This is a genomic window from Kitasatospora sp. NPDC047058 (assembly GCF_040643935.1).
In the GTDB taxonomy this organism is placed as follows: Bacteria; Actinomycetota; Actinomycetes; order Streptomycetales; family Streptomycetaceae; genus Kitasatospora.
Map to the genome: position 1 here is coordinate 1 of NZ_JBEYVJ010000101.1, position 24,019 is coordinate 24,019.

The 24,019-nt window shown below is 73.9% G+C and carries 14 protein-coding genes and 2 pseudogenes; 8 read left to right on the forward strand and 8 right to left on the reverse strand.

Features of this window, described 5'->3' with window-relative positions:
• Positions 1–100: 100 nt before the first annotated feature.
• Positions 101–796 (reverse strand): annotated as a pseudogene (locus ABZ885_RS17660) (DJ-1/PfpI family protein); the annotation flags it as partial.
• Between the two features lie 1,133 nt (positions 797–1,929).
• Between ABZ885_RS17660 and ABZ885_RS17665 the strand changes: the two are divergent.
• The gene (locus ABZ885_RS17665) at positions 1,930–2,775 is read left to right on the forward strand and encodes a hypothetical protein (protein ID WP_360188784.1); all 846 of its coding nucleotides are present in this window, start codon (positions 1,930–1,932) and stop codon (positions 2,773–2,775) included.
• Between the two features lie 143 nt (positions 2,776–2,918).
• Here ABZ885_RS17665 and ABZ885_RS17670 read toward each other — a convergent pair whose 3' ends face one another.
• The gene (locus ABZ885_RS17670; RefSeq protein ID WP_360188787.1) at positions 2,919–4,112 is read right to left on the reverse strand and encodes an HAD-IA family hydrolase; all 1,194 of its coding nucleotides are present in this window, start codon (positions 4,110–4,112) and stop codon (positions 2,919–2,921) included.
• An 874-nt stretch (positions 4,113–4,986) separates the two neighbouring features.
• Here ABZ885_RS17670 and ABZ885_RS17675 point away from each other — a divergent pair.
• Positions 4,987–5,415 (forward strand): annotated as a pseudogene (locus ABZ885_RS17675) (universal stress protein); the annotation flags it as partial.
• 234 nt (positions 5,416–5,649) lie between these two features.
• On the opposite strand, the gene ABZ885_RS17680 reads toward ABZ885_RS17675, so the two are convergent.
• The 4 genes from ABZ885_RS17680 to ABZ885_RS17695 all read right to left on the reverse strand — a co-directional run bounded on the left by ABZ885_RS17680 (position 5,650) and on the right by ABZ885_RS17695 (position 12,249).
• On the reverse strand, positions 5,650–6,837 hold the full coding sequence (locus tag ABZ885_RS17680) for an acyl-CoA dehydrogenase family protein (protein WP_360188790.1): 1,188 nt from the start codon (positions 6,835–6,837) through the stop codon (positions 5,650–5,652).
• A 266-nt stretch (positions 6,838–7,103) separates the two neighbouring features.
• The gene (locus tag ABZ885_RS17685; RefSeq protein WP_360188793.1) at positions 7,104–8,096 is read right to left on the reverse strand and encodes a hydroxymethylglutaryl-CoA lyase; all 993 of its coding nucleotides are present in this window, start codon (positions 8,094–8,096) and stop codon (positions 7,104–7,106) included.
• Complete coding sequence (locus ABZ885_RS17690) at positions 8,093–10,399, reverse strand: biotin carboxylase N-terminal domain-containing protein (protein WP_360188796.1); 2,307 nt, start codon at positions 10,397–10,399, stop codon at positions 8,093–8,095. The genes ABZ885_RS17685 and ABZ885_RS17690 overlap by 4 nt, the downstream gene beginning before the upstream one ends.
• A 101-nt stretch (positions 10,400–10,500) precedes the next feature.
• Positions 10,501–12,249, reverse strand: coding sequence for a carboxyl transferase domain-containing protein (locus ABZ885_RS17695; protein WP_360188799.1), 1,749 nt, complete (start codon positions 12,247–12,249; stop codon positions 10,501–10,503).
• A 132-nt stretch (positions 12,250–12,381) separates the two neighbouring features.
• On the opposite strand from ABZ885_RS17695, the gene ABZ885_RS17700 reads away from it, so the two are divergent.
• Positions 12,382–13,020, forward strand: a complete 639-nt coding sequence (locus ABZ885_RS17700; protein ID WP_360188802.1) for a TetR/AcrR family transcriptional regulator — start codon at positions 12,382–12,384, stop codon at positions 13,018–13,020.
• Positions 13,021–13,328: 308 nt separating this feature from the next.
• Positions 13,329–17,426, forward strand: a complete 4,098-nt coding sequence (locus ABZ885_RS17705; RefSeq protein WP_360188805.1) for an ABC transporter transmembrane domain-containing protein — start codon at positions 13,329–13,331, stop codon at positions 17,424–17,426.
• 61 nt (positions 17,427–17,487) lie between these two features.
• Here ABZ885_RS17705 and ABZ885_RS17710 read toward each other — a convergent pair whose 3' ends face one another.
• Positions 17,488–18,498: an ATP-grasp domain-containing protein gene (locus ABZ885_RS17710; RefSeq protein ID WP_360188808.1), complete on the reverse strand. Its 1,011-nt coding sequence runs from the start codon at positions 18,496–18,498 to the stop codon at positions 17,488–17,490.
• 173 nt (positions 18,499–18,671) lie between these two features.
• On the opposite strand from ABZ885_RS17710, the gene ABZ885_RS17715 reads away from it, so the two are divergent.
• A complete protein-coding gene (locus tag ABZ885_RS17715) occupies positions 18,672–19,187 on the forward strand; it encodes an NUDIX domain-containing protein (protein WP_360188811.1) in 516 nt (171 codons plus the stop codon).
• Between the two features lie 100 nt (positions 19,188–19,287).
• Here ABZ885_RS17715 and ABZ885_RS17720 read toward each other — a convergent pair whose 3' ends face one another.
• Positions 19,288–20,397: a hypothetical protein gene (locus ABZ885_RS17720; protein WP_360188813.1), complete on the reverse strand. Its 1,110-nt coding sequence runs from the start codon at positions 20,395–20,397 to the stop codon at positions 19,288–19,290.
• Positions 20,398–20,876: 479 nt separating this feature from the next.
• Here ABZ885_RS17720 and trpS point away from each other — a divergent pair, with 479 nt between their 5' ends.
• The 3 genes from trpS (at position 20,877) to ABZ885_RS17735 (ending at position 23,832) form a co-directional block, all read left to right on the forward strand.
• On the forward strand, positions 20,877–21,944 hold the full coding sequence (gene trpS, locus ABZ885_RS17725; protein ID WP_360188815.1) for a tryptophan--tRNA ligase: 1,068 nt from the start codon (positions 20,877–20,879) through the stop codon (positions 21,942–21,944).
• A gap of 205 nt (positions 21,945–22,149) precedes the next feature.
• Positions 22,150–23,109 carry an LD-carboxypeptidase gene (locus ABZ885_RS17730; protein ID WP_360188818.1) on the forward strand — a complete coding sequence of 320 codons (960 nt, stop codon included), beginning with the start codon at positions 22,150–22,152 and terminating at the stop codon, positions 23,107–23,109.
• A 33-nt stretch (positions 23,110–23,142) separates the two neighbouring features.
• Complete coding sequence (locus ABZ885_RS17735; RefSeq protein WP_360188821.1) at positions 23,143–23,832, forward strand: nucleoside/nucleotide kinase family protein; 690 nt, start codon at positions 23,143–23,145, stop codon at positions 23,830–23,832.
• Positions 23,833–24,019 lie beyond the last annotated feature (187 nt).

Below are 24,019 nucleotides of genomic sequence, written 5' to 3' on the forward strand. Positions count from 1 at the left end.
TGCTGACTCAACCGCTGGATGCGGCGTCGGGCGCGTTGCTGGGCACCGGCTTCTCGGTGCTGGGGGCGCGGGGCCGCGGTCGGCAGGGGTAGGATCAGGTGACCACCTCGGCCAACGGGTCGTTGCCGATCTCCTCCGGTAAAGACTGATCGATGTACTGGGCCTGTCCTCCGCCGCTGCGCCGGCTGGGCACCACCAGACGGCGGGCCAGCGCGTTGGCCGCCTCGGCGCCGTGGTCGCTGCGCACCACGTGCAGGCAGAGGTCGATTCCGGCGGCCGTGCCGGCCGAGGTCAGCACGTCGCCATCGTCGACGAAGAGCTCCCGCGGGTCGACGTGGACCCGGGGGTAGCGCTTGGCCAGGGTCGGCGCGTACATCCAGTGCGTGGTCGCCGGGCGGCCGTCCAGCAGACCGGCGGCGGCGAGCACGAACGCGCCGGTGCAGAGGCCGATGATCCGCGCGCCCTCGTGGTGCGCCTTGCGCAGCGCGGTGATCGCCTCGACCGGCGGCGGCTGCGAGATCGAGCGCCAGGCCGGCACGACGATCGTGCCCGCCCGGGCCAGCGCCTCCAGCCCGTACGGCGCCGAGAGCGTCAGGCCGCCGGTGGTGGCGAGCGGCCCCTCCTCCCCGGCGCAGACCAGCAGGCGGTAGCGCGGGACCCCGGCGTCCTGGCGGTCGACGCCGAAGACGGAGAGCGGGATCGAGCTCTCGAAGATCGGTGCGCCGCCGAAGATCAGCACGGCGACGGTCTCGCGCCGGCGCCGGCCGGACAGCTTCCGCGGGGCGGCGGCCAGCACGGCCGTCGAAGACCCGTTCGTGCCGGACCCGCCGACGGCTCCGTGGCCGGCCGGGCCGTGGCCGCTGCCGCCCAGGCCGCCGAGCGGACCGGCCGTGGGACCGGCGCCCGGGCCCGCCATGGCCCCCGGCGTCAGGCCGGTGGAGGGGGAGACGGGGGCCGCGCCGCCGGAGAACACCGGGTACCCGGTGTCGTGGCCGTGCTGTCCGTACTGTCCCGGGTGGCCCTGCTGGCCGTGCGGCTGGCCGGGCATCGCGCCGGATGCCGCAGCGAGTGCCGGTCCGGTGCCCTGGCCCTGTCCGTGGCCCGGCGTCTGACCCGGCGTTTGGCCCGCACCCTGGCCGAGACTCTGGCCGACGCTCTGGCCGCCAGGTTGGCCGGGAACCGACGCTCCCGGGTGGCCGTTCGCTCCGCCGCCGTGGCCCGCCGTCTGGTTGACGTTCAGTCGGCTGACGCTCCGTCCTGCATGCTCCCAGGCTCCCGGAGAGGCCGGAGTGCCGGACGCCCCCGGTACGGATGGGGCGGAAGTGACGGAGGGGGCCGCAGGGGTCGTAGAGGTGTACGAGGAGTGCGGGGCGGCACTGGAGGCGCCGGAGGAGCGGGGGTTGGCAGTGATGGCCGAGGCGCCGGTGGCTCTCGCGGAACGACCTGCGATGCCGGCCACGGCCTGGCCGCTGTCAGGACCCGCGTCGCTCCTGCTCACCCTGCTCAAGGCGCTCAAGCCCCCTCGGTGGTGTGGTGTGGTGGTGCGGCACTGCTAGCCAAGATCGAAATCTATCGGGTGGACCGTTGCCGTTGTGACAAGTTCACCATCCGACGCTATGTCGACATGGCAATTTGGCGTGATGCATTCGATCACGAAGCGTGGCACCCGTCGACCCTTCTGGGAAGGGGGCCGGTGCAACGGTGGCTGGTTGTCGCGGGGCCGCTGCTGGGGTGTCCGGCTTCGGCATGCCCGGTCGGCGGGTCTGGGCTGCGGCTTTGTCCAAGGGCAGGGGAGCCGCGCAAGATTGACCGAAAATAGGCGGTGCACGGGGAGGCGCACGCCGCCCGTGCCGTGCGCCTCCCTGGCTTCATCCGGCCAGTGCCGAAGCGGCAGAGCTATGGTCGGATCACCCGCGCCACGGTCCTGATGTGACGATCACTGGCCGGCTCGAACAGGCCAACGACAACGCCGCTGCGTTCCGGCTCGCCCAAGCCCGGTCGAACGGCCGGCAGCAACACGTGACCCCCCGGTTCACCGCCGTGCGGTGCGCCCGCACACCGGAGGACGCCCACCGGATCGTGGTCACCCGCCCCTACGGCGAGACCGAACCGGTCGAGGACGAACCGGCGGCCCTGCTGCGCGAGTGCTCCACCGTGCGGCTCACGCTGGAGGACCCGTACGGCGGCCTCGACATGACCCGCCACAGTTACGGCCGCGGCCGGGCGATGGTCGTCATGGTCCGCGAACCGGGCCCGGTCGTACCGCCGCTCCTCGGCGCGCTCCCGGGCTCCGGCGCCCACGGCGGCGGGCAGCTGACGGTCGATGAGGCGTTCGGCGCCGACGAATTCGCCGAGGTCGAGCACGCGATCGTCGAAGGCTTCCCCATCGAGGTCCACCAGCCCTGGACGCGGGGCGCGATGCCGCCCGGGCAGTTGTTGAGCGAACCGGGCCTCCGGGCCCGGCTCGGCCGCATCGACGGGGCGCCGGCCGGGGCCTGCCTCACCTACGACGACGGCCGGGCCACCGGCGTCCACTGGGTCGCGACGCTCCCCGGCCACCGCTCCCGCGGCGTGGCGGGGGCCGTCCTGGAGACCGCTCTGGCCGCCGCCCACCCGAGCGCCCGGCCACCCCGGCTGCCACTCTGCTCCGCGAACCGCTCCACCTCAAGCTCGGCTTCACCGAGCACGGCCGCACCCGCTGGTGGTCGCTGCCGACGCCGCCCGCCCCTCGGCTCCCTGACGCCGTCCGAGAGCGTCACCCGCTCCCCGGCCTGACGACGGAGACTTCTGCCGACGGCGACGCCTGCCGGGGCGCGGCGACCGACGCGCCTGCCGAGGCCGGTGATGGTCGGGCGGAAGAGCGGAAGAGCGGAAGAGCGGAAAGGCGGAAAGGTGGCAGCGGCGCGGGAGGCGCCGCCTCACGGTGAGACGGCCGCGGCCCTCCCGCCGTGAGGCGCGGCAGGGCCGACCCCGAACCACACCGGAGGCGGCGCGAAGCGCGTCCGTGCCGGCCGTTCCACGGCGGGGGCAGCGGCCTCGCGGACGTGGACCGTACGGTCGGCGACGGTGCGGTCGCCGGCCGTGCGGTCGAAGGTCGCGCCGTCGGCAGCCGCCGCGGGCCGGTCGGCTCCGGACCTCAGCCGGTCCGCGACGCCGGGCAACCCCGTTCCGGCGGGGGAGCCGTCGGTACGGGCCGCAAATTCGTCGGAACGGTTTCGGACACCAACTTCCCCGGCCGAGCTCGGGACGGCGCCGATCGCGCCGTTCACGGGAACAGGCGCACGTCGGCCGTCCGGGGCGGACAGCAGGAGCTGCGCGCCGGACCGTGCGCCGGGTAGCGCCGTCACCGCGCGATCCCGGGACCGGAGACTCTCCGGGGCCGCCCCCGCGGACCTCCGGGTGACCGTACGGCCGCCGCCCGCCCGGATCCCCGGCCGTGCTCCCGGCGCACTGCGCGCGGACAGCACCTGCCCGATGGCCTCCGGCAGGCCGGCCGCCTTCAGCGTCGGCCGGTAGCCCGGTTCGGCCCAGGGCCGCCCGTGGTGCAGCCAGACGCTGCGCAGCCCCGCGAGTTCCGCCCCCGCGATGTCGGCCGGGGCGTGGTCCCCGATCATCCAGGTGTCCGTGGTCCAGTCGCCGGTCGGCGGGATTCCGCAGCGCTGGGCGGCGATCTCGAAGATCAGCGGGTCCGGCTTGACGCAGTCCGCCTCCTCCGAGATCACCCAGCCGTCGACCATCGGACCGAGCCCGGTCCGGCGGATCTTCTCCAACTGGGGCCGGGTGCCGCCGTTGCTGACGATGCCGAGCGTCCAGCCCGCCGCCCGGGCCGCCTGCAGCGCCTCGATGTGCCGGGGCGGGCAGTGGATGTGGGAGTTGATGCCGCGCCGGTAGTGGGCGAGCAGGAATTCGAAGGAGTCGTCCAGGCCGTAGCGGCGCTGGGCGGCGGACAGTACGGTGCTGCGCGGTACGTAGCCGCCCCCGTCGATGGTGACCAGCCAGTCGACGTCGCCGGGCGGCAGTCCTCGTTCGGAGAGGAAGTCCTGAGCCCAGGCCCGGAAAGCGGCATCCCTGGGGAGCAGCGTGTTGTCGAGGTCGAGCAGGAGCAGGGGCATGCCGAGCATCGTGCCAGCGGCCGCCTCCATGCACCTGGCAAATGCCAGAGGCCGACGCGAACCCCGGCGAATTGGCTGAATCGGGTGCCGGAGCCACCCCTTCCGACGCCGCGCCGCGAACGACGGCCGGTGACCGGCGGCAACCGATCGTTGTCGATCAATGACAGTCCGGTCACGGTGTCCCGAGGGCCTGTTGCGTCGCCCGGTCCGCTCAGTCAAGCTCCAGGGAACCTCCTTTCCGGAGGGGCGCGATCGTCCACGGGCGGGGGCGCACCGCGACCGGCGTGCGCATCCTCCGTTCGCGGGAACAAAGGCGTTCGGAGGCTTCGCCGCTGGGCTGGGCCTCCCGCCCGTCGTACTCTGAAAGGAATAGGTCACAAACGGTGGTGCTCGGCGTAGACCGACGTCGTTCCGTAGGCGGCCCTGCTGCCCGGGCAGCGTTGTCCTCTCCTGTCGGCCCATCTCCCTCGAAGAGCCTTGAGCCATGGCTGGTTTTGAGTTCTCCCGACCGGTGGAACCGGACGCGGTCCGCGGTGCGGACGCAGTGGCCGTGGGGCGTGGTGGTGAGCCCGGAGGCAGCGGAGACTTGGTGGGAGGACCGGCTGCCGTGGACGCTCGGGCCCTGCCCCGCATCCTTCGCGACCTGGCGCGCTGGAGCCGTCCCGGCGTCCGTAGGCGACACGACCAGCAGTCGGAGCAGCAGCCGGAGCAGCGCCGGGACCGGGAGCCGCACCGAGGCCGGGAGCAGCAGCGTGACGGCCGTGTGGAGCCGACGGTGACCGGCCGCCTCGGTCCGGGTGCCGAGCATCCGGGGAGCGCGGGCCTGCCCAGCGCTCCCGGGGCGCCGAGGCCCGAGGAGACCCCCGACCGGCCGTGCGATCCGGCCTTCCAGCACGGCGTGGTGGTCGGGTTCGACGGCTCGCTGTCGAGCGAGCGCGCACTCGCCTACGCGGTGGGCATGGCCCGTCGCTCGCAGTGCGGCCTGGTGATCGTCCACGTGGCCAACCGGCTGCCCGCCACGGTCTGGGCCGGCTGTGAGCCTCCGGTCTTCGTCGACCTCCCCGACCACCGGACCGAGGTCCTCGGCCTGGAGCTCGCCTGCGCGGACTTCCTCGCGGGCGTTCCCTGGATCCTGGTCGAGCGGGGTGGCGACATCTGCCACGAGATCGAGGAGGTCGGCCGCGAGTACGCCGCTGACGCCATCGTGGTCGGCAGCACGCACGGCCTGCTCGGCAAGCTCTTCGGTTCGGTCTCCGGCCGGCTGGCCCGGCGAGCCAACCGCCCTGTGATCGTCATTCCCTGACGGGCTGCCCGCCCGTCGGTTCAGCGGTCGGGACGGACGAAACCTCCTTCATGTAGGGCGCCGTGTGCGTACGGCACTTCGTGCCCGAACTCCGTGCCCGAACTCCGTGCCCGAGTTCCGTGCCCGGGTTCCGTGCCCACGGCGTCGTTCAGGCGTGCGGCCGGCAGCCCGCTCCGGTTTCTCCGGGGACCGGAGAAACCGGAGAACAGGCTTTCCTCCGGATCGGGCAGCGTCTCAGGAGACGCCCAGCTCCCGGGCGATGAGCATGCGCTGGACCTCCGACGTGCCCTCCCCGATCTCGAGGATCTTGCAGTCCCGCCAGAAGCGGGCGACGGGGTACTCGTTCATGAAGCCGTACCCGCCGTGGATCTGGGTCGCCTCGCGGGCGTTGTCGACGGCGGCCTCGGACGAGTACAGCTTCGCGATTGCGGCCTCCTTCTTGAACGGTTCGGAGTGCAGCAGCCGGGAGGCGGCGTCCCGCCAGGCCAGGCGGGAGGTGTGTGCGCGCATCTCCATGTCGGCGAGCTTGAACTGGATGGCCTGGTTGGCGCCGATGGGCCGGCCGAAGGCCCGGCGCGTGGCGGCGTAGGTGACGGACTGGTCGACGCATCCCTGGGCCAGGCCGGTGGCCAGGGCTGCGATCGCGATGCGGCCCTCGTCGAGGATCCGCAGGAACTGGGCGTAGCCGCGGCCACGCTCGCCCAGCAGGTTGGCCGCGGGAACGCGGCAGTCGGTAAAGGACAGTTCGCGGGTGTCGGATGCGTTCCACCCGACCTTCGAGTACTTCTTCGACACCTGGAACCCCGGGGTTCCGGTGGGAACGATGATGGAAGAGATTTCGCGCTGCGGCGAGGAGAATTCGCCGTCTTCACTCGAACGAGCGATCGGTTCGGTGAGCGCGGTGACCGTCACCAGGCCGGTGATCTCGGTGCCGGAGTTGGTGATGAAGCACTTGGTGCCGTTGATCACCCACTCGTCGGTGTCCGCGTCGTACCGCGCCGTGGTGCGGGTCGCACCGGCGTCGGAGCCGCCCTCGGGCTCGGTCAGGCCGAACGCCCCGAGCATCTCGCCGGAGGTCAGCTTGGGCAGCCACTCGCGCTTCTGCTCCTCCGTCCCGAAGCGGTAGACGGGCATCGCGCCGAGCGAGACCGCGGCCTCCAGGGTGATGGCGACCGAGGAGTCGACCCGGGCGAGCTCCTCCAGGACGAGGCCGAGCGCGAAGTAGTCGCCGCCCATGCCCCCGTACTCCTCGGGGAACGGCAGGCCGAACAGGCCCATCCGTCCCATCTCCCGGACGATCTCGTAGGGGAACTCGTTCTGCTCGTAGAACTCGCCGATCTTCGGTGCGACCACGTCCTGGGCGAACTCGGCGACGGTGCGCCGCAGTTCCTCGTACTCGCTGTTCAGTCGGTGATCGAACATGGGGATCCTCCTGTGGCCCGGCCGGGGTGGCCGCGGGCGTGATCGGGACGACCGTGTGCCGATCCGATGGTGTGACCGGCGCACGGAGTGCGGATTGGAAAGGGGTGGTGCCGTGCGGGGCGGGACGCCGGCCGGGCGGGGCTCCGGCCGGCGGGTGGCCGCGGGAACGCCGGACGGGGCGGCGCGGGGAGGCGCGGGGAGGCGCAAGGGGCGCCGGAGTGAAGGAAGGATCTGGGCGCCGGCGGCCGTTGCGAGCCGCCGGCGCGTCACCCCCGGTCCGCGCCGATCAGTGCCTGAACGGCGCGGGACGGGCTGGGGCGGCCGAGTTGCCGCGCCATCCAGCCGCTGGTGGCGACCAGCGCGCGGAGGTCGACCCCGGTCCGGATGCCGAGGCCGTGCAGCATCCACACCAGGTCCTCGGTGGCCAGGTTGCCGGTGGCGCTCTTGGCGTACGGGCAGCCGCCCAGGCCGCCCGCCGACGCGTCGACCGTGGTCACGCCGCTGCGCAGGGCGGCCAGCGTGTTGCTGAGCGCCTGGCCGTAGGTGTCGTGGAAGTGCACCGCGAGGCTGCCGACCGGTACGCCGGCCGCGGCGAAGCCGTCCAGGAGCGCGGTGACCTGGCCGGGGGTGGCCACCCCGATGGTGTCGCCGAGGCTCAGCTCGGTGCAGCCCATCTCGAGCAGCTGCACGCCGAAGCGGGTCACCTGCTCGACGGGGACGGGCCCCTCCCACGGGTCGCCGAAGCACATCGAGAGGTAGCCGCGCACTCGGACCCCGGCCGCGGTGGCCCGTTCCACCACCGGCCGGAACATCGCCATCGCCTCGTCCGCCGAGCGGTTGAGGTTGCGGCGGGCGAAGGTCTCGGTGGCGCTGGCGAACACCGCGATGTCGGCGGCGTGGTGGGCGAGCGCGCGGTCCAGCCCGCGCTCGTTGGGCACCAGCACCGGGAGCCGCAGACCGGCGTGACGGTCCGGCAGCCCGGCGAGCCTGGGGACCAGCTCCTCGGCGTCGGCGAGCTGGGGCACCCATTTCGGGTGGACGAAGCTGGTCGCCTCGACGGTGCGCAGCCCGGTGGCGGCGAGCCGGGCGATGAACTCGGCCTTGACCTCGACGGGGACCAGGGCGCTCTCGTTCTGCAGCCCGTCGCGCGGTCCGACCTCGTGGATCCGGACCTCCTCGGGCAGGCCGGGGGCGCGGACGGGGTCGGGCAGGCCCAGGTCGAGCGCGTCGGGCTCGTGCGCGGGGGTGGCGGTGCTCATGACCGCACCCCGGCCGCGTCGAGCGCCTGTCCGCCGGCCGCCCCGTCGCCCGCGACGCCTTCCGGGCCGTCCTCGGCCGGGGTGACCACGACCAGCAGTTCCTCCATGGCCACGGTGGCCCCGGCGGTGGCCCGCAGCTCGCTCACGGTGCCGTCGTGCGGGGCGGCGATCACGTGTTCCATCTTCATGGCCTCCAGGACGAGCAGGGGTTGGCCCCGTCGGACCTGCTCGCCGACCGTGGTCTTCACGACGGTGACGGTGCCGGGCATCGGGGCGGTCAGGGCGCCGTGGTGGGCCCCGCCGGCGGCGGCGCTCTCGCCGACCGGGTCGTGGGCGTGCAGCGGCCAGGCGTCGCCGTCGACACCGAGCCAGGTGACCGGCCCGGCCGCGGGGCCGCCGGCGTGGCCGGGGGCGTCGTCGGCGGTCAGGGCGAAGGTCGTCTGCAGGCCGTCGACGGTGAGGTGGAGGCGGTTGCCGGTCCGTACGGCCCGGGCCCGGTGGGCCGGTCCGGAACCGAGCCGGATGTCCACCTCAGGGGTGACGCCGGGGGGAATGTCAGTGGCCTCGGCTACGTTGCCCGCAGTGACCGGACGGATGCACAGCGACACCGGATCCTGGCCGGGGGCCCGGAGTCGATGCGTGGTCCAGGCTGCCTCGCCGCCCAGGCGCCAGCCGGAGGGAAGGGAGAAGGGGTCGGTCCAGCCGCCGCCGTCGGCGGCGGGAGTGAGGTCGAGGTGCCGCGCGAGCGCGGCCGCGTAGTAGAGGAGGTGAGCGGGTGTCGGAGCCTCGGCGGGCCGGGCGTCGGCATCGGCCGTGCCGGCGGCGTCCGCGGTGACGGACGCAGGGGAGTAGGGCGAGGCCAGCAGCGCGGGTTCCTGCTGCGCGGTCTGCTCGACCAGGCCGGTGTCGAGCCGGCCGGCGGTGACCTCGGGGTGTGCGAGCAGTCGTCGGAGGAAGCCCGTGTTGGTGGTGACGCCGAGGATCCGGGTGTCGGCCAGCGCGGCGCGGAGTCGGCGCAGCGCGGTCGGGCGGTCGGGCCCGTACGCGATGACCTTGGCGAGCATGGGGTCGTAGGCGCTGGTGATGACGGTGCCCGCGGTGACGCCGGAGTCCACCCGGACGCCTTCGCCCTGCGGCTCGTCCAGCACCAGGATCCGTCCGCCGGTGGGCAGGAAGTCCCGTTCCGGGTCCTCGGCACAGATGCGGGCCTCGATGGCGTGGCCCAGGAAGGAGACGTCCGGCTGGGAGAAGGTGAGGCGCTCGCCCGAGGCGATCCGCACCTGCCACTCGACCAGGTCCAGCCGCTGGGCCGGGGCGGAGGCCGGGGTGGCGGGCGTGACGGCGACGGCGAGTTCGGTGACGGGGTGTTCCACCTGGAGACGGGTGTTCATCTCCATGAAGAAGAAGTCCCGTACCCCCTCGGTGGGGGCGGGGGAGTCCGGGTCGATGCCGGGGACGATGAACTCCACGGTGCCGGCCCCGGTGTAGCCGCAGGACTCCGCGGCGCGGACGGCCGCGGCGCCCATCGCGGCACGGGTCTCGGCGTTGAGTAGGACGGAGGGTGCCTCTTCGATCAGTTTCTGGTGGCGGCGCTGCAGGCTGCACTCGCGCTCGCCGAGGTGGACGGTGGTGCCGTGGGCGTCGGCCAGCACCTGCACCTCGATGTGGCGGGGCCGGTCGACCCAGCGTTCCAGCAGCAGCGTGTCGTCCCCGAAGGCGGTCCGGGCGACCCGTCGTGCGGCGGCGATCTCGGTCGGGAGGTCGGCGGGGTCGCGTACCAGCCGCATGCCCTTGCCGCCGCCGCCGGCGGACGGCTTGAGCAGGACGGGGTAGCCGATCTCGTCGGCGGCCGCGACGAGTTCCTCGTCGGTGGGCGCGGTCGCCTGGCTGCCGGGGACGACCGGCACGCCGGCGGCACGGACGGCCTCCTTGGCGTTGATCTTGTCACCCATCAGCTCAACCGCGGAGGGAGGAGGACCGATGAAGACCAGGCCGGCGTCGGCACAGGCACGGGCGAAGGAGGCGTTCTCGGCGAGGAAGCCGTAACCGGGGTGGACGGCCTGGGCGCCGGTGCGGCGGGCCGCGGCGAGGATCTGGTCGGTCCGCAGGTAGGTCTCGGCGGCCGAGCTGTCGCTGCGGTCGGCCGGTCCGAGCCGGACCGCGACGTCGGCCTCGCGGACGTGGGGTGCGTCGGCGTCGGCATCGCTGAACACGGCGACGGAGCGCACGCCGAGCCGCCGCAGGGTGCGGATCACCCGGACGGCGATCTCGCCGCGGTTGGCGACCAGAACTGTGTCGAACATGGGAGGCGTTCCTCCGGGTCGAGGGGAGCCGTAAGAAGGGGGTGGTGAGAGGGGACGGCAGCAGGACGGCCGGGCCGGGCGCGGTCGCGCCCGGCGCGGGGTCACATCCGGAAGACGCCGAACGGGCCGGGCTGCGGAAGCGGGGCGTTGGCGCAGGCGGTGAGCGCCAGCCCGACGACGGTGCGGGTGTCCATCGGGTCGATCACGCCGTCGTCCCAGAGCCGTGCGGTGGCGTAGTAGGCGTTGCCCTGGCGCTCGTACTGCTCGCGGACGGGGCGCTTGAACTCCTCCTCCGCCTCGGCGGGCCACTCCTCGCCGTGCGCCTCCAGCTGGTCGCGGCGGACGGTGGCCAGGACGGACGCGGCCTGCTCCCCGCCCATCACGGAGATCTTGGCGCCCGGCCACATCCACAGGAAGCGGGGCGAGTAGGCCCGGCCGCACATCGAGTAGTTGCCGGCCCCGTACGAGCCGCCGATGACCACCGTCAGCTTCGGGACGCGGGTGCAGGCGACGGCGTTGACCATCTTGGCGCCGTGCTTGGCGATGCCGCCCGACTCGTACTGCCGGCCGACCATGAACCCGGTGATGTTCTGGAGGAAGAGGAGGGGGATGCCCCGCTGGTCGCACAGCTCGATGAAGTGGGCGCCCTTGAGCGCGGACTCGGAGAACAGCACGCCGTTGTTGGCGACGATGCCGACCGGGTGGCCGTGGATCTTGGCGAAACCGGTCACCAGGGTCGCGCCGTACTCGGCCTTGAACTCGGCGAACCGGCTGCCGTCGACCAGCCGGGCGATCACCTCGCGCACGTCGTACGGCGTGCGCGGGTCGACCGGGACGGCCCCGTACAGGCCGGCCGGGTCGACGGTGGGTGGTTCGGCCGCGGCGAGCGGCCACGGCCGGGCCGCGCGCGGCCCGAGCCCGGCCACGATGGTGCGGACGATGGAGAGGGCATGGGCGTCGTCCTCGGCCAGGTGGTCCGTGACACCGGAGGTCCGGGAGTGGAGGTCGCCGCCGCCCAGTTCCTCGGCGGTGACCACCTCGCCGGTGGCCGCCTTCACCAGCGGCGGCCCGCCGAGGAAGATCGTGCCCTGGTTGCGGACGATGACGGCCTGGTCGCTCATCGCCGGGACGTACGCGCCGCCCGCCGTGCAGGAGCCGAGCACGGCGGCGATCTGCGGGATGCCGGCGGCCGAGAGCCGGGCCTGGTTGTAGAAGATCCGGCCGAAGTGGTCGCGGTCCGGGAAGACCTCGTCCTGCATCGGCAGGAACGCGCCGCCCGAGTCCACCAGGTAGATGCAGGGGAGGCGGTTCTCCAGCGCGACCTCCTGGGCGCGCAGGTGCTTCTTCACCGTCATCGGGTAGTAGGTGCCGCCCTTGACGGTGGCGTCGTTGGCGACGACGACCACCTCGCGGCCCGCGACCCGGCCGATGCCCGCGATCACGCCCGCCGCCGGGGCGGCGCCGTCGTACATCCCGTCGGCCGCCAGCGGGGCCAGTTCGAGGAACGGGGAGGCCGGGTCGAGCAGGGTGTCGACGCGGTCCCGCGGGAGCAGCTTGCCGCGGGCGGTGTGCCGGGCCCGGGCCTTGGCCCCGCCGCCCAGGGCCGCCGTGCCGAGCTTCTCGCGCAGCTCGGCGACCAGGGCGCGGTGCGCCTCGGTGTTGGCCCGGTAGGCCTCCGAACCAGGGTCGACCGCGCTGCCCAGCCGCGGGGCGGGAGCGGCGGCTCCCGGGGCGACGGATCCGGCGGCCGTACCGGACGGCGCGCCGCCCGGACCGCCCGGTCCGGGTGCGGCTCCCGCCGTCGCGTTGCCGTTGACGCCGGTGGGTACGCCGGCGGTGGAGATGACCATCCCAAGAGCTCCCTTGCCCTCGGCACCAGGTGGGCGGCAGAGCCGGGTGAGCCCGCGACCCGCACGTTAATGAGCGTTAACTCGTGTTGCCCAGGTTAACGGTCGATAACCCGACTGTCTACGATGGGCAGCATGCCGAACGTCCCAGCCACGCCAGCGCTCCCACGCCGCGACCAGATCCGCAGGGAGGCCGCCCGGCTGTTCGCCGCCCGCGGCTTCCTGGGCGTCGGGGTCGACGAGATCGGCAAGGCGGTCGGCATCAGCGGGCCCGGGCTCTACCGGCACTTCGCGGGCAAGGACGCGATGCTCGCCGATCTGCTGATCGGCATCAGCGAGCGCCTCCTGGAGGAGGGCCGTCGCCGGGCGGGCGGCGGCGACGGCGCGGCCGAGGCGCTGGACGCGCTGATCGGCGGGCACGTCGACTTCGCGCTCGACGACCGGGACCTCATCACCCTGCACGACCGCGAGCTGCTGAACCTCAAGGAGGAGGACCGCCGGACCGTCCGCCGGCTCCAGCGCGGTTACGTCGAACTCTGGGTCGACGTGGTCCGGCAGGCCTACCCGCCGCTCGCCGAGCCCGCCGCCGAGCCGGTCGCCCGGGCCGCCGTGCACGCCGTCTTCGGGCTGATCAACTCGACGCCGCACAGCCTCGGCCCCAGCCCCGCGCAGGAGGACCGGGCCGCCCTCGAACGCGACGGCATGGCGGCGCTGCTGCACAGCCTCGCCCACGGCGCCTTCTCCGCAGCGGCCGACGCCGCCGCGCGCGGCTGAACCGACCCGCGTTCCCGGCCGCCCGCCGCCGCCCGCTGCCCGCCACCCGCCGCCCGCTGCCGCCTGATCGGGCGGCCCCGCCGTGCCGGGGTGCGGCCTAGGTCCAAAGGAGGGCGGCCCGGTGCGCCGGTGGGAGGTGGGCGGCCGGGGCGGAGTCGTCCACCCTGGTGACAGGACAGGGGTCGCGGCCGGTCGGGAATCTCCGCAGGCCGCCGACTGTTGGCCCCTCCGCCGGGTCGGGTGCCCGGCGTTCTCTGGCCGGATAAAACCATGGCGGCCACTCGACGGAATGGTTAGCATCCCTAAATATGCCTGAGACTCACGGATCTACGGTGGAGCTTTCTCCGAGCGGACCCCGGACCGGCGCCGGTGCCGGTAACGGCGCCGATGCCGGCACTTCGGGCGCCGACGGCGAGCGGGGTGGCCCGCGTGCGGCGGAGGCCTCCGGCGGCGGGGGCGGCTCGGGCTGGCTGCGGCGCCTGATCGGCTACTGCTGGCGGTCGCGGCGCAGCGTGCTGCTGGCCTTCGGGGCCTCTCTCGTGGGCATGGCCGTCACCGCGCTGGTCCCGCTGGTGACCAAGCTGATCATCGACGACGTCATCACCACGCACACCCGCTCGCTGGCCCCCTGGGCCGTCGTGCTGCTGCTGGCGGCCGTGCTGGTGTTCGCCTGCACCCAGGTGCGCCGTTACTACGGCGGACAGCTCGCGCTCGACGTCCAGCACGACATGCGCAGCGACCTCTTCCGCTCCCTCGGCCGGCTCGACGGGCACCGGCAGGACCGGCTGGACACCGGGCAGGTGGTCGGCCGTGCCACCTCCGACCTCCAGCTGATCAACGGCCTGCTCTCGATGCTGCCGATGATGACCGGCTACCTGCTCATGTTCGTCATGTCGCTGGCCGTGATGATCTGGCTCTCGCCGCCGCTCACCCTGGTGGCACTGGTCATGGGCCCGGCGCTCTGGTGGGTCTCGGTGCTCAGCCGCAAGCGGCTGTTCCCGTCCACCTGGGCTGCGCAACAGGAGGCGGCGGCCGTGGCCGGCGTCGTGGACGAGGCCGTCGGCGGCGTCCGGGTGGTCAAGGGCTTCGGGCAGGAGGCCCAGGAGCTGGACAAGCTGGAGGCGGCCTCGCGCCACCTCTTCGCGGCGCGCCTGCGATCGATCCGGCTGAACAGCCGCTACAACCCGGCGATGCAGGCGATCCCGGCACTGGCCCAGGTCGCGGTGATGGCCTTCGGCGGCTGGCTGGCGGTCGACGGCCAGGTCTCGCTCGGCACCTTCGTCGCCTTCTCCACCTACGTGGCCCAGATGACCGGTCCGGTCCGGATGCTGACCATGGTGATCACGGTCGGCCAGCAGGCTCGCGCAGGTGTGGAGCGGGTGGTCCAGCTGATCGACGAGCGCCCGCTGGTGCAGGAGCGCCCGGACGCGGTCACCCTCGACCTCACGGCCAAGCACCACGCGGCCACGCACGGCAGCACCGGGACGACCCAGACCGCCGCCCCCGCCGTGACGCCCGCGACGCCCCCGACCCCCGCGACCGTCGGCACCGCGACCGTCGGCACCCCCGAAGCGGGGCGCACCGCCGGCCCGCGCACGCCGGACGTGGCGCTGGAGTTCGACCGGGTCGAGTTCCGCTACGACCCCGAGCACCCGGCGCCCGTGCTGCACGGGCTCAGCCTGAAGCTGGCCCCCGGGGAGACGCTGGCCCTGGTCGGCGCCTCCGGCTCGGGCAAGTCGACGGTGGCGCAGCTGGTGCCGCGGTTCTACGATCCGGCGGCCGGCGCGGTCCGCCTCTACGGCCACGACCTGCGCGAACTCACCCTGGACTCGGTCCGCGCGGCCGTCGGCATCGTCCCCGAGGAGAGCTTCCTCTTCTCCGAGACGGTCCGCACCAACATCGCGTACGGGCGGCCCGACGCCACCGACGAGCAGATCGTCGCGGCCGCCCGCGCGGCGCAGGCGGACGAGTTCGTCCGGCAGCTGCCGGACGGCTACGAGACCAAGGTCGGCGAGCAGGGCCTCACGCTCTCCGGCGGCCAGCGCCAGCGGATCGCCCTGGCCCGGGCCATCCTCACCGACCCGAGCATCCTGCTGCTGGACGACGCGACCTCGGCGGTGGACCCGCAGATCGAGGCGGAGATCCACGACGCGCTGCGCTCCGTCATGACCGGCCGCACCACGCTGCTGATCGCGCACCGGCGCTCCACCCTCCAGCTGGCCGACCGGATCGCCGTCCTGGACCACGGCCGGCTGCTGGACATCGGAACGCACGAGGAGCTCGACGCCCGATGTCCCCAGTACCGGGTCCTGATCTCGGCCCCCGACGCGGGCAAGACCCGGCCCCCGGCCTCCGCCGGGGCACCGGCCACCCCTGAGGCACCGGCCGAAGCAGCAGCCGGAACACCTGCCGAGCCCGCCGACAGCGATCCCACTGCTCTCGATCCCGCCACCGCCGAGCCCACGGCCTCCGAGCCCACGGCCTCCGCGCCCACCACCCCCGAGCCGTCCGCCCCCGAGCCGTCCACCCCGGCGCTGGCCAAGGCGGCCCGCACGGCCGATCCGGAGCTGCTGGCCAAGGTCGCCGCCCTCCCGCCGGCCGCCGACACCCCGGCGGTCTCCCGCGCCGAGGCCGAGACCGGAGACCCGGACTTCAGCCTGCGCCGCCTGCTGCGCCCCTTCCGCCGCCCGCTCGCCGTCGCCCTGCTGCTGGTCGCCCTGGACGCAGGCGCCGGCCTGGTGCTGCCGATCCTGATCCGGCACGGCATCGACGACGGCGTGAGCAAGGCGCTGATGTCGGGCGTCGCCGTCGCGGCCCTGGCCGCGCTGGTGGTGGTCCTGCTGGACTGGCTGGTGCAGAGCGCCGAGAACCGGGTCAGCGGCCGCACCGGCGAGCGGGTCCTCTACATGCTCCGGCTCAAGATCTTCGCCCACCTCAACCGGCTCGGGCTGGACTACTACGAGCGCGAGCTGTCCGGGCGGATCATGACCCGGATGACCACCGACCTGGACTCGCTGACGTCCTTCCTGCAGACCGGTGTGGTCACCGCCGTGGTCAGCCTGCTGACCTTCTTCGGCATCTTCGCCGCCCTGCTGGTCATCGACGCCGGCCTGGCGCTGGTGGTCTTCGCCGTGCTGCCGCTGCTGGTGGCCGCGACGCTGGTGTTCCGCAAGAAGTCCAAGCAGCAGTACGAGATATCCCGAGACCTGATCAGCACGGTCAACGCCGACCTCCAGGAGAACGTGGCCGGCATGCGGATCGTCCAGGCGTTCCGCCGGCTGGACACCAACACCGACCGCTTCGTCGCCCGGGGCATCGCCTACCGCGAGGCCAGGGTCCGGGCGCAGCTCTACATCTCGCTGTACTTCCCGTTCGTGCAGTTCCTCTCCAGCGTCGCCGCCGCGCTGGTGCTGATCGTGGGCGCGGCGCGGGTCGACGCCGGGACGCTCACGGTCGGCGCGCTGGTCGCCTACCTGCTCTACATCGACCTGTTCTTCGCGCCGGTCAACCAGCTCTCCCAGGTCTTCGACGGCTACCAGCAGGCGGCGGTCGGCCTCGGCCGGATCCGGGAGCTGCTGCGCACCCCGACCACCACCGCCCAGGCGGCCGACCCGGTGCCGGTGCGCGGCGGGATCCGTGGCGAGATCGACTTCGAGGACGTCAGCTTCGCCTACAACGGCGGTGCCGACGGGGCCCCGGACGTCCTCACCGGTGTGAACCTGCACATCCCGGCGGGCCAGACGGTGGCGCTGGTCGGCGAGACCGGCGCCGGCAAGTCGACGCTGGTCAAGCTGGTCGCCCGGTTCTACGACGCGACCTCCGGCACGGTCCGGGTGGACGGCGTCGACCTGACCCGCTACGACCTGGCGCAGTACCGCCACCGGCTCGGCGTGGTGCCGCAGGAGGCGTACCTGTTCGCGGGCACGGTGCGCGAGGCCATCGCGTACGGCCGACCGTCGGCCACGGCGGACGAGGTGGAGGCGGCGGCCCGGGCGGTCGGAGCCCACGACATGATCGTGCGGCTGTCGGACGGCTACGACCACGAGGTCACCGGCCGCGGGCGAAACCTCTCGGCCGGGCAGCGGCAGCTGATCGCGCTGGCCCGGGCCGAGCTGGTCGACCCGGACGTCCTGCTCCTGGACGAGGCCACCGCCGCGCTGGACCTGGCCACCGAGGCGGCCGTCAACCACGCCTCGGAGCGGCTCACCGGCGGCCGCACCACGCTGGTCATCGCCCACCGCCTCACCACCGCGGAGCGCGCCGACCGCGTCGTCGTCCTGGACCACGGCAAGGTGGTCGAGGACGGGACGCACAGCGAACTCCTCGCGCAGGGCGGCGTGTACGCGCGGCTCTGGCAGGCGTTCATCGCGGACGGCCACCCGGCCCCCGCACCGGTCGCGGGCTGACCGACGGCACCCCGTCCGCCGGCGGGGTGCCGCCCGCTCAGCTGCCGGCTCAGCCGCCCGCTCAGGCGGCGAGCAGCGAGGTGAGCAGCCCGGAGGCGTCGATGCCGCGCGGCAGGTCGCTGACCTGCCCGTCGCCCACCTCCACCACCCGCCAGCCGGAGCCGTCGGACCGGCTGGCGAGGTCGGTGGTGACGAAGCGGCAGCCGAGGGCCCGGACCAGGGGCCTGACCCCGGTGAGGTCCGGGTCCGAGGTCTGCCCCGGCGCGTCCGGGTGCGGCCCGACGAGCACGGGCTCGCCGTCCAGCCACCAGACCCGCGCCTCGACCGCCCGCTCACCGTTCCCGCCGGCCCCTGCGCCGGGCCCCGCATCGGCTCCCGTGGCGGCCTCAACCGTTCCCGCTGAGCTGCCGGGCCCGTCGCCCGGACCGTCCGCCGGCCCACAGTCCCCGGCCCGCGCGAACTCCTCGTACCGGCGCAGCACCACACCGCCCGCCAGGAACTCGCCCTGCAGCTCGACGAAGCGTGCCACCACGCGTCCGACGGCGGCCGGGTCGGAGAGCTCGGGGACGTAGCAGGCCTCGTCCCACTCGTGCTTGCGGGACTTCACGTAGTCCTTGACGATCGCCGGGCCGTGCCCGCCGAGCCGCGCCACCGCATCCGCCAGCTGCTCCGGCCCGGGACCGGGCCAAGGTCCGCCCGTCGTCGGGGACAGCGGAATCCAACTGCTCACCGGGGTGGCGCCCTCGAACACGTCGTACCAGCCGGGGAGTTCGTGCGCCGACGCGTAACCGGCGGCGCTGGTCAGCAGGTTGGCGCCCCGGTCGGCCAACGCCCGGGCGAGGTCGGCGTAGCCGGCCGAGGTGATCATCCAACCCCGGTACCAGAGCGGGCCGCGGTCCCGCGGCACCCGGCGGACGGCCTCCGCGGCGTCCCCGGCGAGCAGCGCGTCGTGGTCGACGAGGTACGGCTCACCGCCCAGCTCCCGCAGTGTCCGGGCCTCCCAGGCGAAGTGGGGGTCGGGCCGGCGCGGGTTCAGCGGGTCGGCGGGGAAGATGATCGCTGGTTCGGGCATGGGCGCCAGCGTAGGGCCGCCGGGCGCTCGCGGCGCGGCCAATATCCATTCTCCGTGCGGCCGGTGCGGCACCTGGCCGCCGGACCGGGTCCGTTCGCTCCCCCGCCACTAATCCGCTCGACGGCCCCGGTCACCGCTGCGAGAGTGATCCGATGCGAAATCTGCTGCGGCGTGTGAGGCGTACCCCCAGGCAGGCGGCCCGGACGGTGGTGCTGGACGAGAACGGGTCCGTCTTCCTGCTCCGTTCGAACAACAGCGAGGTCGGCGTGCACTGGACGATGCCCGGTGGCGGCATCGAGCCCGGTGAGACGCCCCGGGCGGGCGCCCGTCGCGAGCTCTGGGAGGAGACCGGCTGGACCGATCTCGAACCCGGCCCGCTGCTCTGCACCTGGGAGCACGACTTCACCTGGCACGGCACGCCCGTCCGCCAGCACGAGCACATCTATCTGACCAGCGGGCCGCACCGGGGCCCGGTCGGCGACGTCAGCGAGGTGCACGCCATCGACCGGATCCTCGACTGGCGCTGGTGGACCCCGGACGACCTGTCCGCGGAGGACGCCGACGCGCTCTGGCCGCCGAGCCTCCCGGAGTTGCTGGCCGATGTCCGGGCCGCCTGGCTCGCCGACCGGCGCGAACCGGTGCCCGTCCACCTCGGCTACATCCCGAACGCCCCGACCCCGGCCCGCTGACCACCGGACCCACCGGACCCACCGGGCCGACCGGACCCACCGGGTCGGCCAGGCCGCACCGGGACCCACCCGGGTCCGTCGGGTCGTACCGGGTGGCCGGTCAGGCCCGGAGTGCGGACCGCCCGCCGCGGCGGCCCGCACTCCGGGCCTGACCGGCCTGCCAGCCGTGCAGGTCGAGCTCCCGGTCGTGCAGCGCGCCGGGGTTGATCAGCACCGACAGTGCGATGTCGCCGAGGCGGTCGTAGCCGATCCCGGTGGCGTGCAGCAGGTGATCGGTCGGCACCGAGACGGCGATGGCGGGCCGCCACGCGGGGAGTACCACCAGGACGGTGCCCCGGCCGATCCGTACCAGCTCGGCCGTCACCCGGACCGGCTCCCGCTCCTCCGGCCGGCCGACGGCCTCGGGAAGGTTCGGGGTGCCGCCGATCAGGATGCCGAGCGGTGTCTCGGCGCCAGCGTCGGCCGCCACGCCGACGGCCCCGCCCGCGGAAGCCGCGTCCCGGAGAGACCCGCCCCCCGAGGCCGCGTCCCGGAGAACCGCCTCCCCGGGAGCCGAGTCCTCGGGAGTGACAGCCACGACCGAGGGTTCGCCGACCGCGGCGGGCGACGGTATCGAAGCGGCCGCCGTCCAGACCTGATCCCCTGTCGGCTCCCCGGCCGTCACCTCGGGGTGCATGCGGCGCAGCCGCCGGGACGGCGAGGGGCGCTTGGAACGGGCGGTCCGGAGCTCCTGCTGCACGGCCCGCAGCACGGGCACGGACCGGCCGCCCGCCGACGCCGCCGGAGGCTGAAGCCGGATGACCCCACCGGATCCGGAACGGCGCGAAGCCTCCGCGCCCGCCCCCTCGGCCAGCAGCGTGTGGATCTCCGTCACGGGCCGCCGGCGCGCGGCGGCGAGCTCGACGAGGGAACGCCCCTCCCCGTACGCCGTCCGCAGCCGCGCGGCCAGACCGGCGCGGATCAGGGCGGCCGTCTGCCCGGCCTCGGCACCACCGCCGGCACCCTCCCCGCTCCCGCCGTCGCGCGGCCGCGGAACGGAGTCGTCACGGGTGGCGCCGGCCGCCCCGGAGTCCGCCGCCGTGATCGAGCAGAGCACGACGGCCGGTGCTGACACCGTGGGGTCGCCCTCCGCGTCCGGCGGAAGGCCGGGGGAGGACGTGCCGGCTGACGGGAGGTCGGAGGCGGTCGCGGTCTGGTCGAGCGTGGTCATCGGCACGGGCCCTTCGGGGTGCGGTCCCGACGATCCTCCCGCACCCCGCGATCAGCTCCAAGCGGCTTTCCGGCGGGCGGACCCGGTGCGACCGTTCTGCCCCACTTCACGCCTCGGCCGGGGGCTCGGTCGGTGCTCAGGCGCGGGGTGCTCGGTGTCGTGCCGATGACCTGGTACGGCGTCTGCCGGCCGGAGTTCCTCCGCGACGAGACGCTTCGCACGGACACCCCCGCACCGGTCATGGGAGGACTGGCCCCGCAGCCGGAGCCGGCGTCGAAAAGGGACCTGACGCCGTCGAGGAGCGACGCTATCCTCGAACACATGAAGCGCTTCGCAGGTCTCAACTGGTGGCCGTCCTAGGACGGCCACCAGCCACGCCTGACCAGGGCCGTCCGGATGGACGGCCCTGCTGCGTTTTCCGACGGAACGGGCCCGAGCCCCGGACGGCCACCACCACCCGCCGTACCGAGGAGCCCCCCATGACCGTCACCACCGTCACCGCCGCGACCGCGGCCGCCCCCGCCGCCGGCCTGGACGAGCGGATCCGCCGCAACCCGGGCGCCCACCGCGTCCTCACCGGCGACCGCCCCACCGGCCCGCTCCACCTCGGCCACTACTTCGGCAGCCTGCAGAACCGGGTCCGGCTGCAGCGCCTCGGCGTCGACCTGTTCATCGTCATTCCCGACTACCAGGTCATCACCGACCGGGACGTCGCCGACCACCTCGCCGAGCACACCGAGAACCTGGTCCTCGACTACCTCGCCGTCGGCATCGACCCCGCCCGGGCCACGGTCTTCACCCACAGCGCCGTCCCGGCCCTCAACCAGCTGCTGCTGCCCTTCCTCAGCCTGGTCACCGTCGCCGAGCTGAACCGCAACCCCACCGTCAAGGACGAGATCGCCCACTCCCGCCAGTCGTCGGTGAGCGGGCTGATGCTCACCTACCCCGTCCACCAGGCCGCCGACATCCTCTTCTGCAAGGCCGACCTCGTCCCGGTCGGCCAGGACCAACTGCCCCACCTCGAAGTCACCCGCACCGTCGCCCGCCGCTTCAACGAGCGGTACCCGCACCCGGACGGCACCGCCGTCTTCCCCCGCCCCGAGGCCCTGCTGTCCGCGGCGCCGCTCCTGCTCGGCACCGACGGCGGCAAGATGAGCAAGAGTCGCGGCAACGCCATCGCGCTCTCCGCCGACGAGGACACCACCGCCCGCCTCATCAAGGGCGCCAAGACCGACACCGAGCGCCGGATCGACTACGACCCGGCGAACCGCCCCGAGGTCTCCAGCCTCGTCCTGCTCGCCGCGCTCTGCCAGGGCCGCACACCCGAGGCCGTCGCCGACGAGATCGGTGACGGCGGCAGTGCCGCGCTCAAGCGCACGGTGACCGAGGCCGTCAACGAACACCTCCGCCCGATCCGCGCCCGCCGCGCCGAACTCGCCACCGACCGCGGTCACGTCCGGCAGATCCTGCGGGCCGGTGCCGACCGGGCCAACGCCGTCGCCGAGGCCACGCTGGACGAGGTCAGGGCGGTGATGGGATCAGCCTGAGGCCCACTGGGCATACCTTCTCTGGCCGGACCCACCGAACCCGCCGGGCCCGTCGACGCTCCGCTCCTGCCGAATCCCCCCGCCACGAGCCGGCCCCGCCGGGCACGGCGACCGCGCCTCCCCCCGGCGTGAGGGGACACGGCATGATCATCCGAGGCGACACGGTGCCCACCCCGAATGACCTCCTCCCGGAAGGAACCTGGCAATGGATCAGCGCACTCCCGCGCCCGCCCGAGGCCTGACCCGCCCGCCCCGCCTCCTCCCCGGGGACCGCATCGCCGTGGTCGCCCCCAGCAGCCCGATCGACCCCGCGCGGCTCACCGCCGGGTCGGAGATCCTGCGCTCCTGGGGGCTGGAGGTCACGGTCGGCCCGCACGTCCTCGACACCCACCCGGTCCTCGGCCACCTCGCCGGAATCGACGCCGACCGGGCCGCCGACCTCCAGGCCGCCTGGCTCGACCCCACCGTCGACGCCGTCATCTGCGCCCGCGGCGGCTACGGCGTGCACCGCATCGTCGACCTGCTCGACTGGGACGCCATGCGCGCCGTCCCGCCCAAGGTGCTGATCGGTTTCAGCGACGTCAGCTCCCTGCACGAGGCCTTCGCCCAGCGGCTCGGCATCGCCACCCTGTACGGGCCGATGAGCGCGGGCGCCTCCTTCATCGAGGACGGTCCCACCGCCGAACACCTGCGCCGCACCCTCTTCGACCCCGATGTCACCACCGTCCTCACCTCAGCCGCCGCCGAGGCCCTCGTCCCCGGCCGGGCCCGCGGCATCACGGCCGGTGGCTGCGTCCACGTCATCACCGCCGAGCGCGGCACCCCGGCCGGCCGGCCCTCCTTCGCCGGCACCATCCTCGTCCTGGAGGACGTCAACGAGCACCCCTACCAGCTCGACCGCCTCGTCACCCAGCTGCTGCGCTCCGGCGCGCTCGACGGCGTCGCCGGCATCGCCCTCGGCTCCTGGGAGGGCTGCGGCCGGCCCGGGCGGGTCAAGGAGGTCATGCTCGACCGCCTCGGGCCGCTGGGCATACCCGTCCTCTGGGAGCTGGGCTTCGGCCACTGCCCCTCCACCCTGACCGTTCCACTCGGCGTCCCCGCCCTCCTCGACGCCGACGCCGGGACCCTCACCCTGGAGACGCCCGCGCTGGCCCCGCGGGACTGACCGGCAGCGGGGTCCGATCAGTAGGGTGCGCCCATGCACGCGGACACCCTCACCGCCCCCGACCTCGTGGCGCTCGCCCTCGGCCTCCTGCGGGGCCCGGGCAGCCGCACCCGCACCATCGTCGGACTTGCCGGCCCGCCCGGGGCCGGCAAGTCCACCCTGGCCCGGCACCTGGTCGCCGAGGTCGAACGCCGCGAAGGCCCCGGCAGCGCCGCTTACCTCCCGCTCGACGGCTTCCACCTCTCCGCGGCCCAGCTCGACCGTCTCGGCCTCGGCCACCGCAAGGGCGCTCCTCCCACCTTCGACGCCCACGGCTACGTCGCCCTGCTGCGCCGGGTCACGGCGGACCGCTTCCAGGACATCTACGTCCCCGACTTCGACCGCGACCTCGACGAACCCGTCGCCGCCCGCCACGTCGTCGCCCCGCACACCCGGCTCGTCATCACCGAGGGCAACTACCTCGCCGCCGACGAGCACCCCTGGCCCGAGGCCCGCCGACTGCTGCGCGAGCTCTGGTACGTCGACGCGGACGACGCCGTCCGCGAGGAACGCCTGATCCGCCGCCACCGCGACGGCGGACGGGACGAGGCCACCGCCCGGCACTGGGTCACCAGCAACGACCACCCCAACGGCGAGTACGTGAAGGCCGGCCGTGCACTCTGCACGCGGATCGTCCGGGGCGAGGGTTTGCCTGTCGTCCCGGAAGGGCGTAGTGTTCCCTAGTCGCTCGGCAGGGAGCACCGGACACGCATCGGCGCGGACGGTCCCGGGGCGGCCAATCCTTGGAAACACCACACCCCGGTTCGGGCTGGGTCGCGTCGTGCCTTTTTGGCTTTGCGACCCGGGTCTGTTGTGGCGTGTTCGTTTATATGGATTGCGGCTGGATTCGCCTTTCGGAGCGGAGATCGGC

Excerpts from the sequence above, each read along its gene's own strand:
- ABZ885_RS17710 (WP_360188808.1), bottom strand. The coding sequence starts at position 18,498 with ATGCCCGAACCAGCGATCATCTTCCCCGCCGACCCGCTGAACCCGCGC.
- ABZ885_RS17720 (WP_360188813.1), bottom strand. The coding sequence starts at position 20,397 with ATGACCACGCTCGACCAGACCGCGACCGCCTCCGACCTCCCGTCAGCC.
- ABZ885_RS17695 (WP_360188799.1), bottom strand. The coding sequence starts at position 12,249 with ATGGTCATCTCCACCGCCGGCGTACCCACCGGCGTCAACGGCAACGCG.
- ABZ885_RS17685 (WP_360188793.1), bottom strand. The coding sequence starts at position 8,096 with ATGAGCACCGCCACCCCCGCGCACGAGCCCGACGCGCTCGACCTGGGC.
- ABZ885_RS17670 (WP_360188787.1), bottom strand. The coding sequence starts at position 4,112 with ATGCCCCTGCTCCTGCTCGACCTCGACAACACGCTGCTCCCCAGGGAT.
- trpS (WP_360188815.1), top strand. The coding sequence starts at position 20,877 with ATGACCGTCACCACCGTCACCGCCGCGACCGCGGCCGCCCCCGCCGCC.
- ABZ885_RS17680 (WP_360188790.1), bottom strand. The coding sequence starts at position 6,837 with ATGTTCGATCACCGACTGAACAGCGAGTACGAGGAACTGCGGCGCACC.
- ABZ885_RS17730 (WP_360188818.1), top strand. The coding sequence starts at position 22,150 with ATGGATCAGCGCACTCCCGCGCCCGCCCGAGGCCTGACCCGCCCGCCC.
- ABZ885_RS17705 (WP_360188805.1), top strand. The coding sequence starts at position 13,329 with ATGCCTGAGACTCACGGATCTACGGTGGAGCTTTCTCCGAGCGGACCC.
- ABZ885_RS17690 (WP_360188796.1), bottom strand. The coding sequence starts at position 10,399 with ATGTTCGACACAGTTCTGGTCGCCAACCGCGGCGAGATCGCCGTCCGG.
- ABZ885_RS17700 (WP_360188802.1), top strand. The coding sequence starts at position 12,382 with ATGCCGAACGTCCCAGCCACGCCAGCGCTCCCACGCCGCGACCAGATC.
- ABZ885_RS17735 (WP_360188821.1), top strand. The coding sequence starts at position 23,143 with ATGCACGCGGACACCCTCACCGCCCCCGACCTCGTGGCGCTCGCCCTC.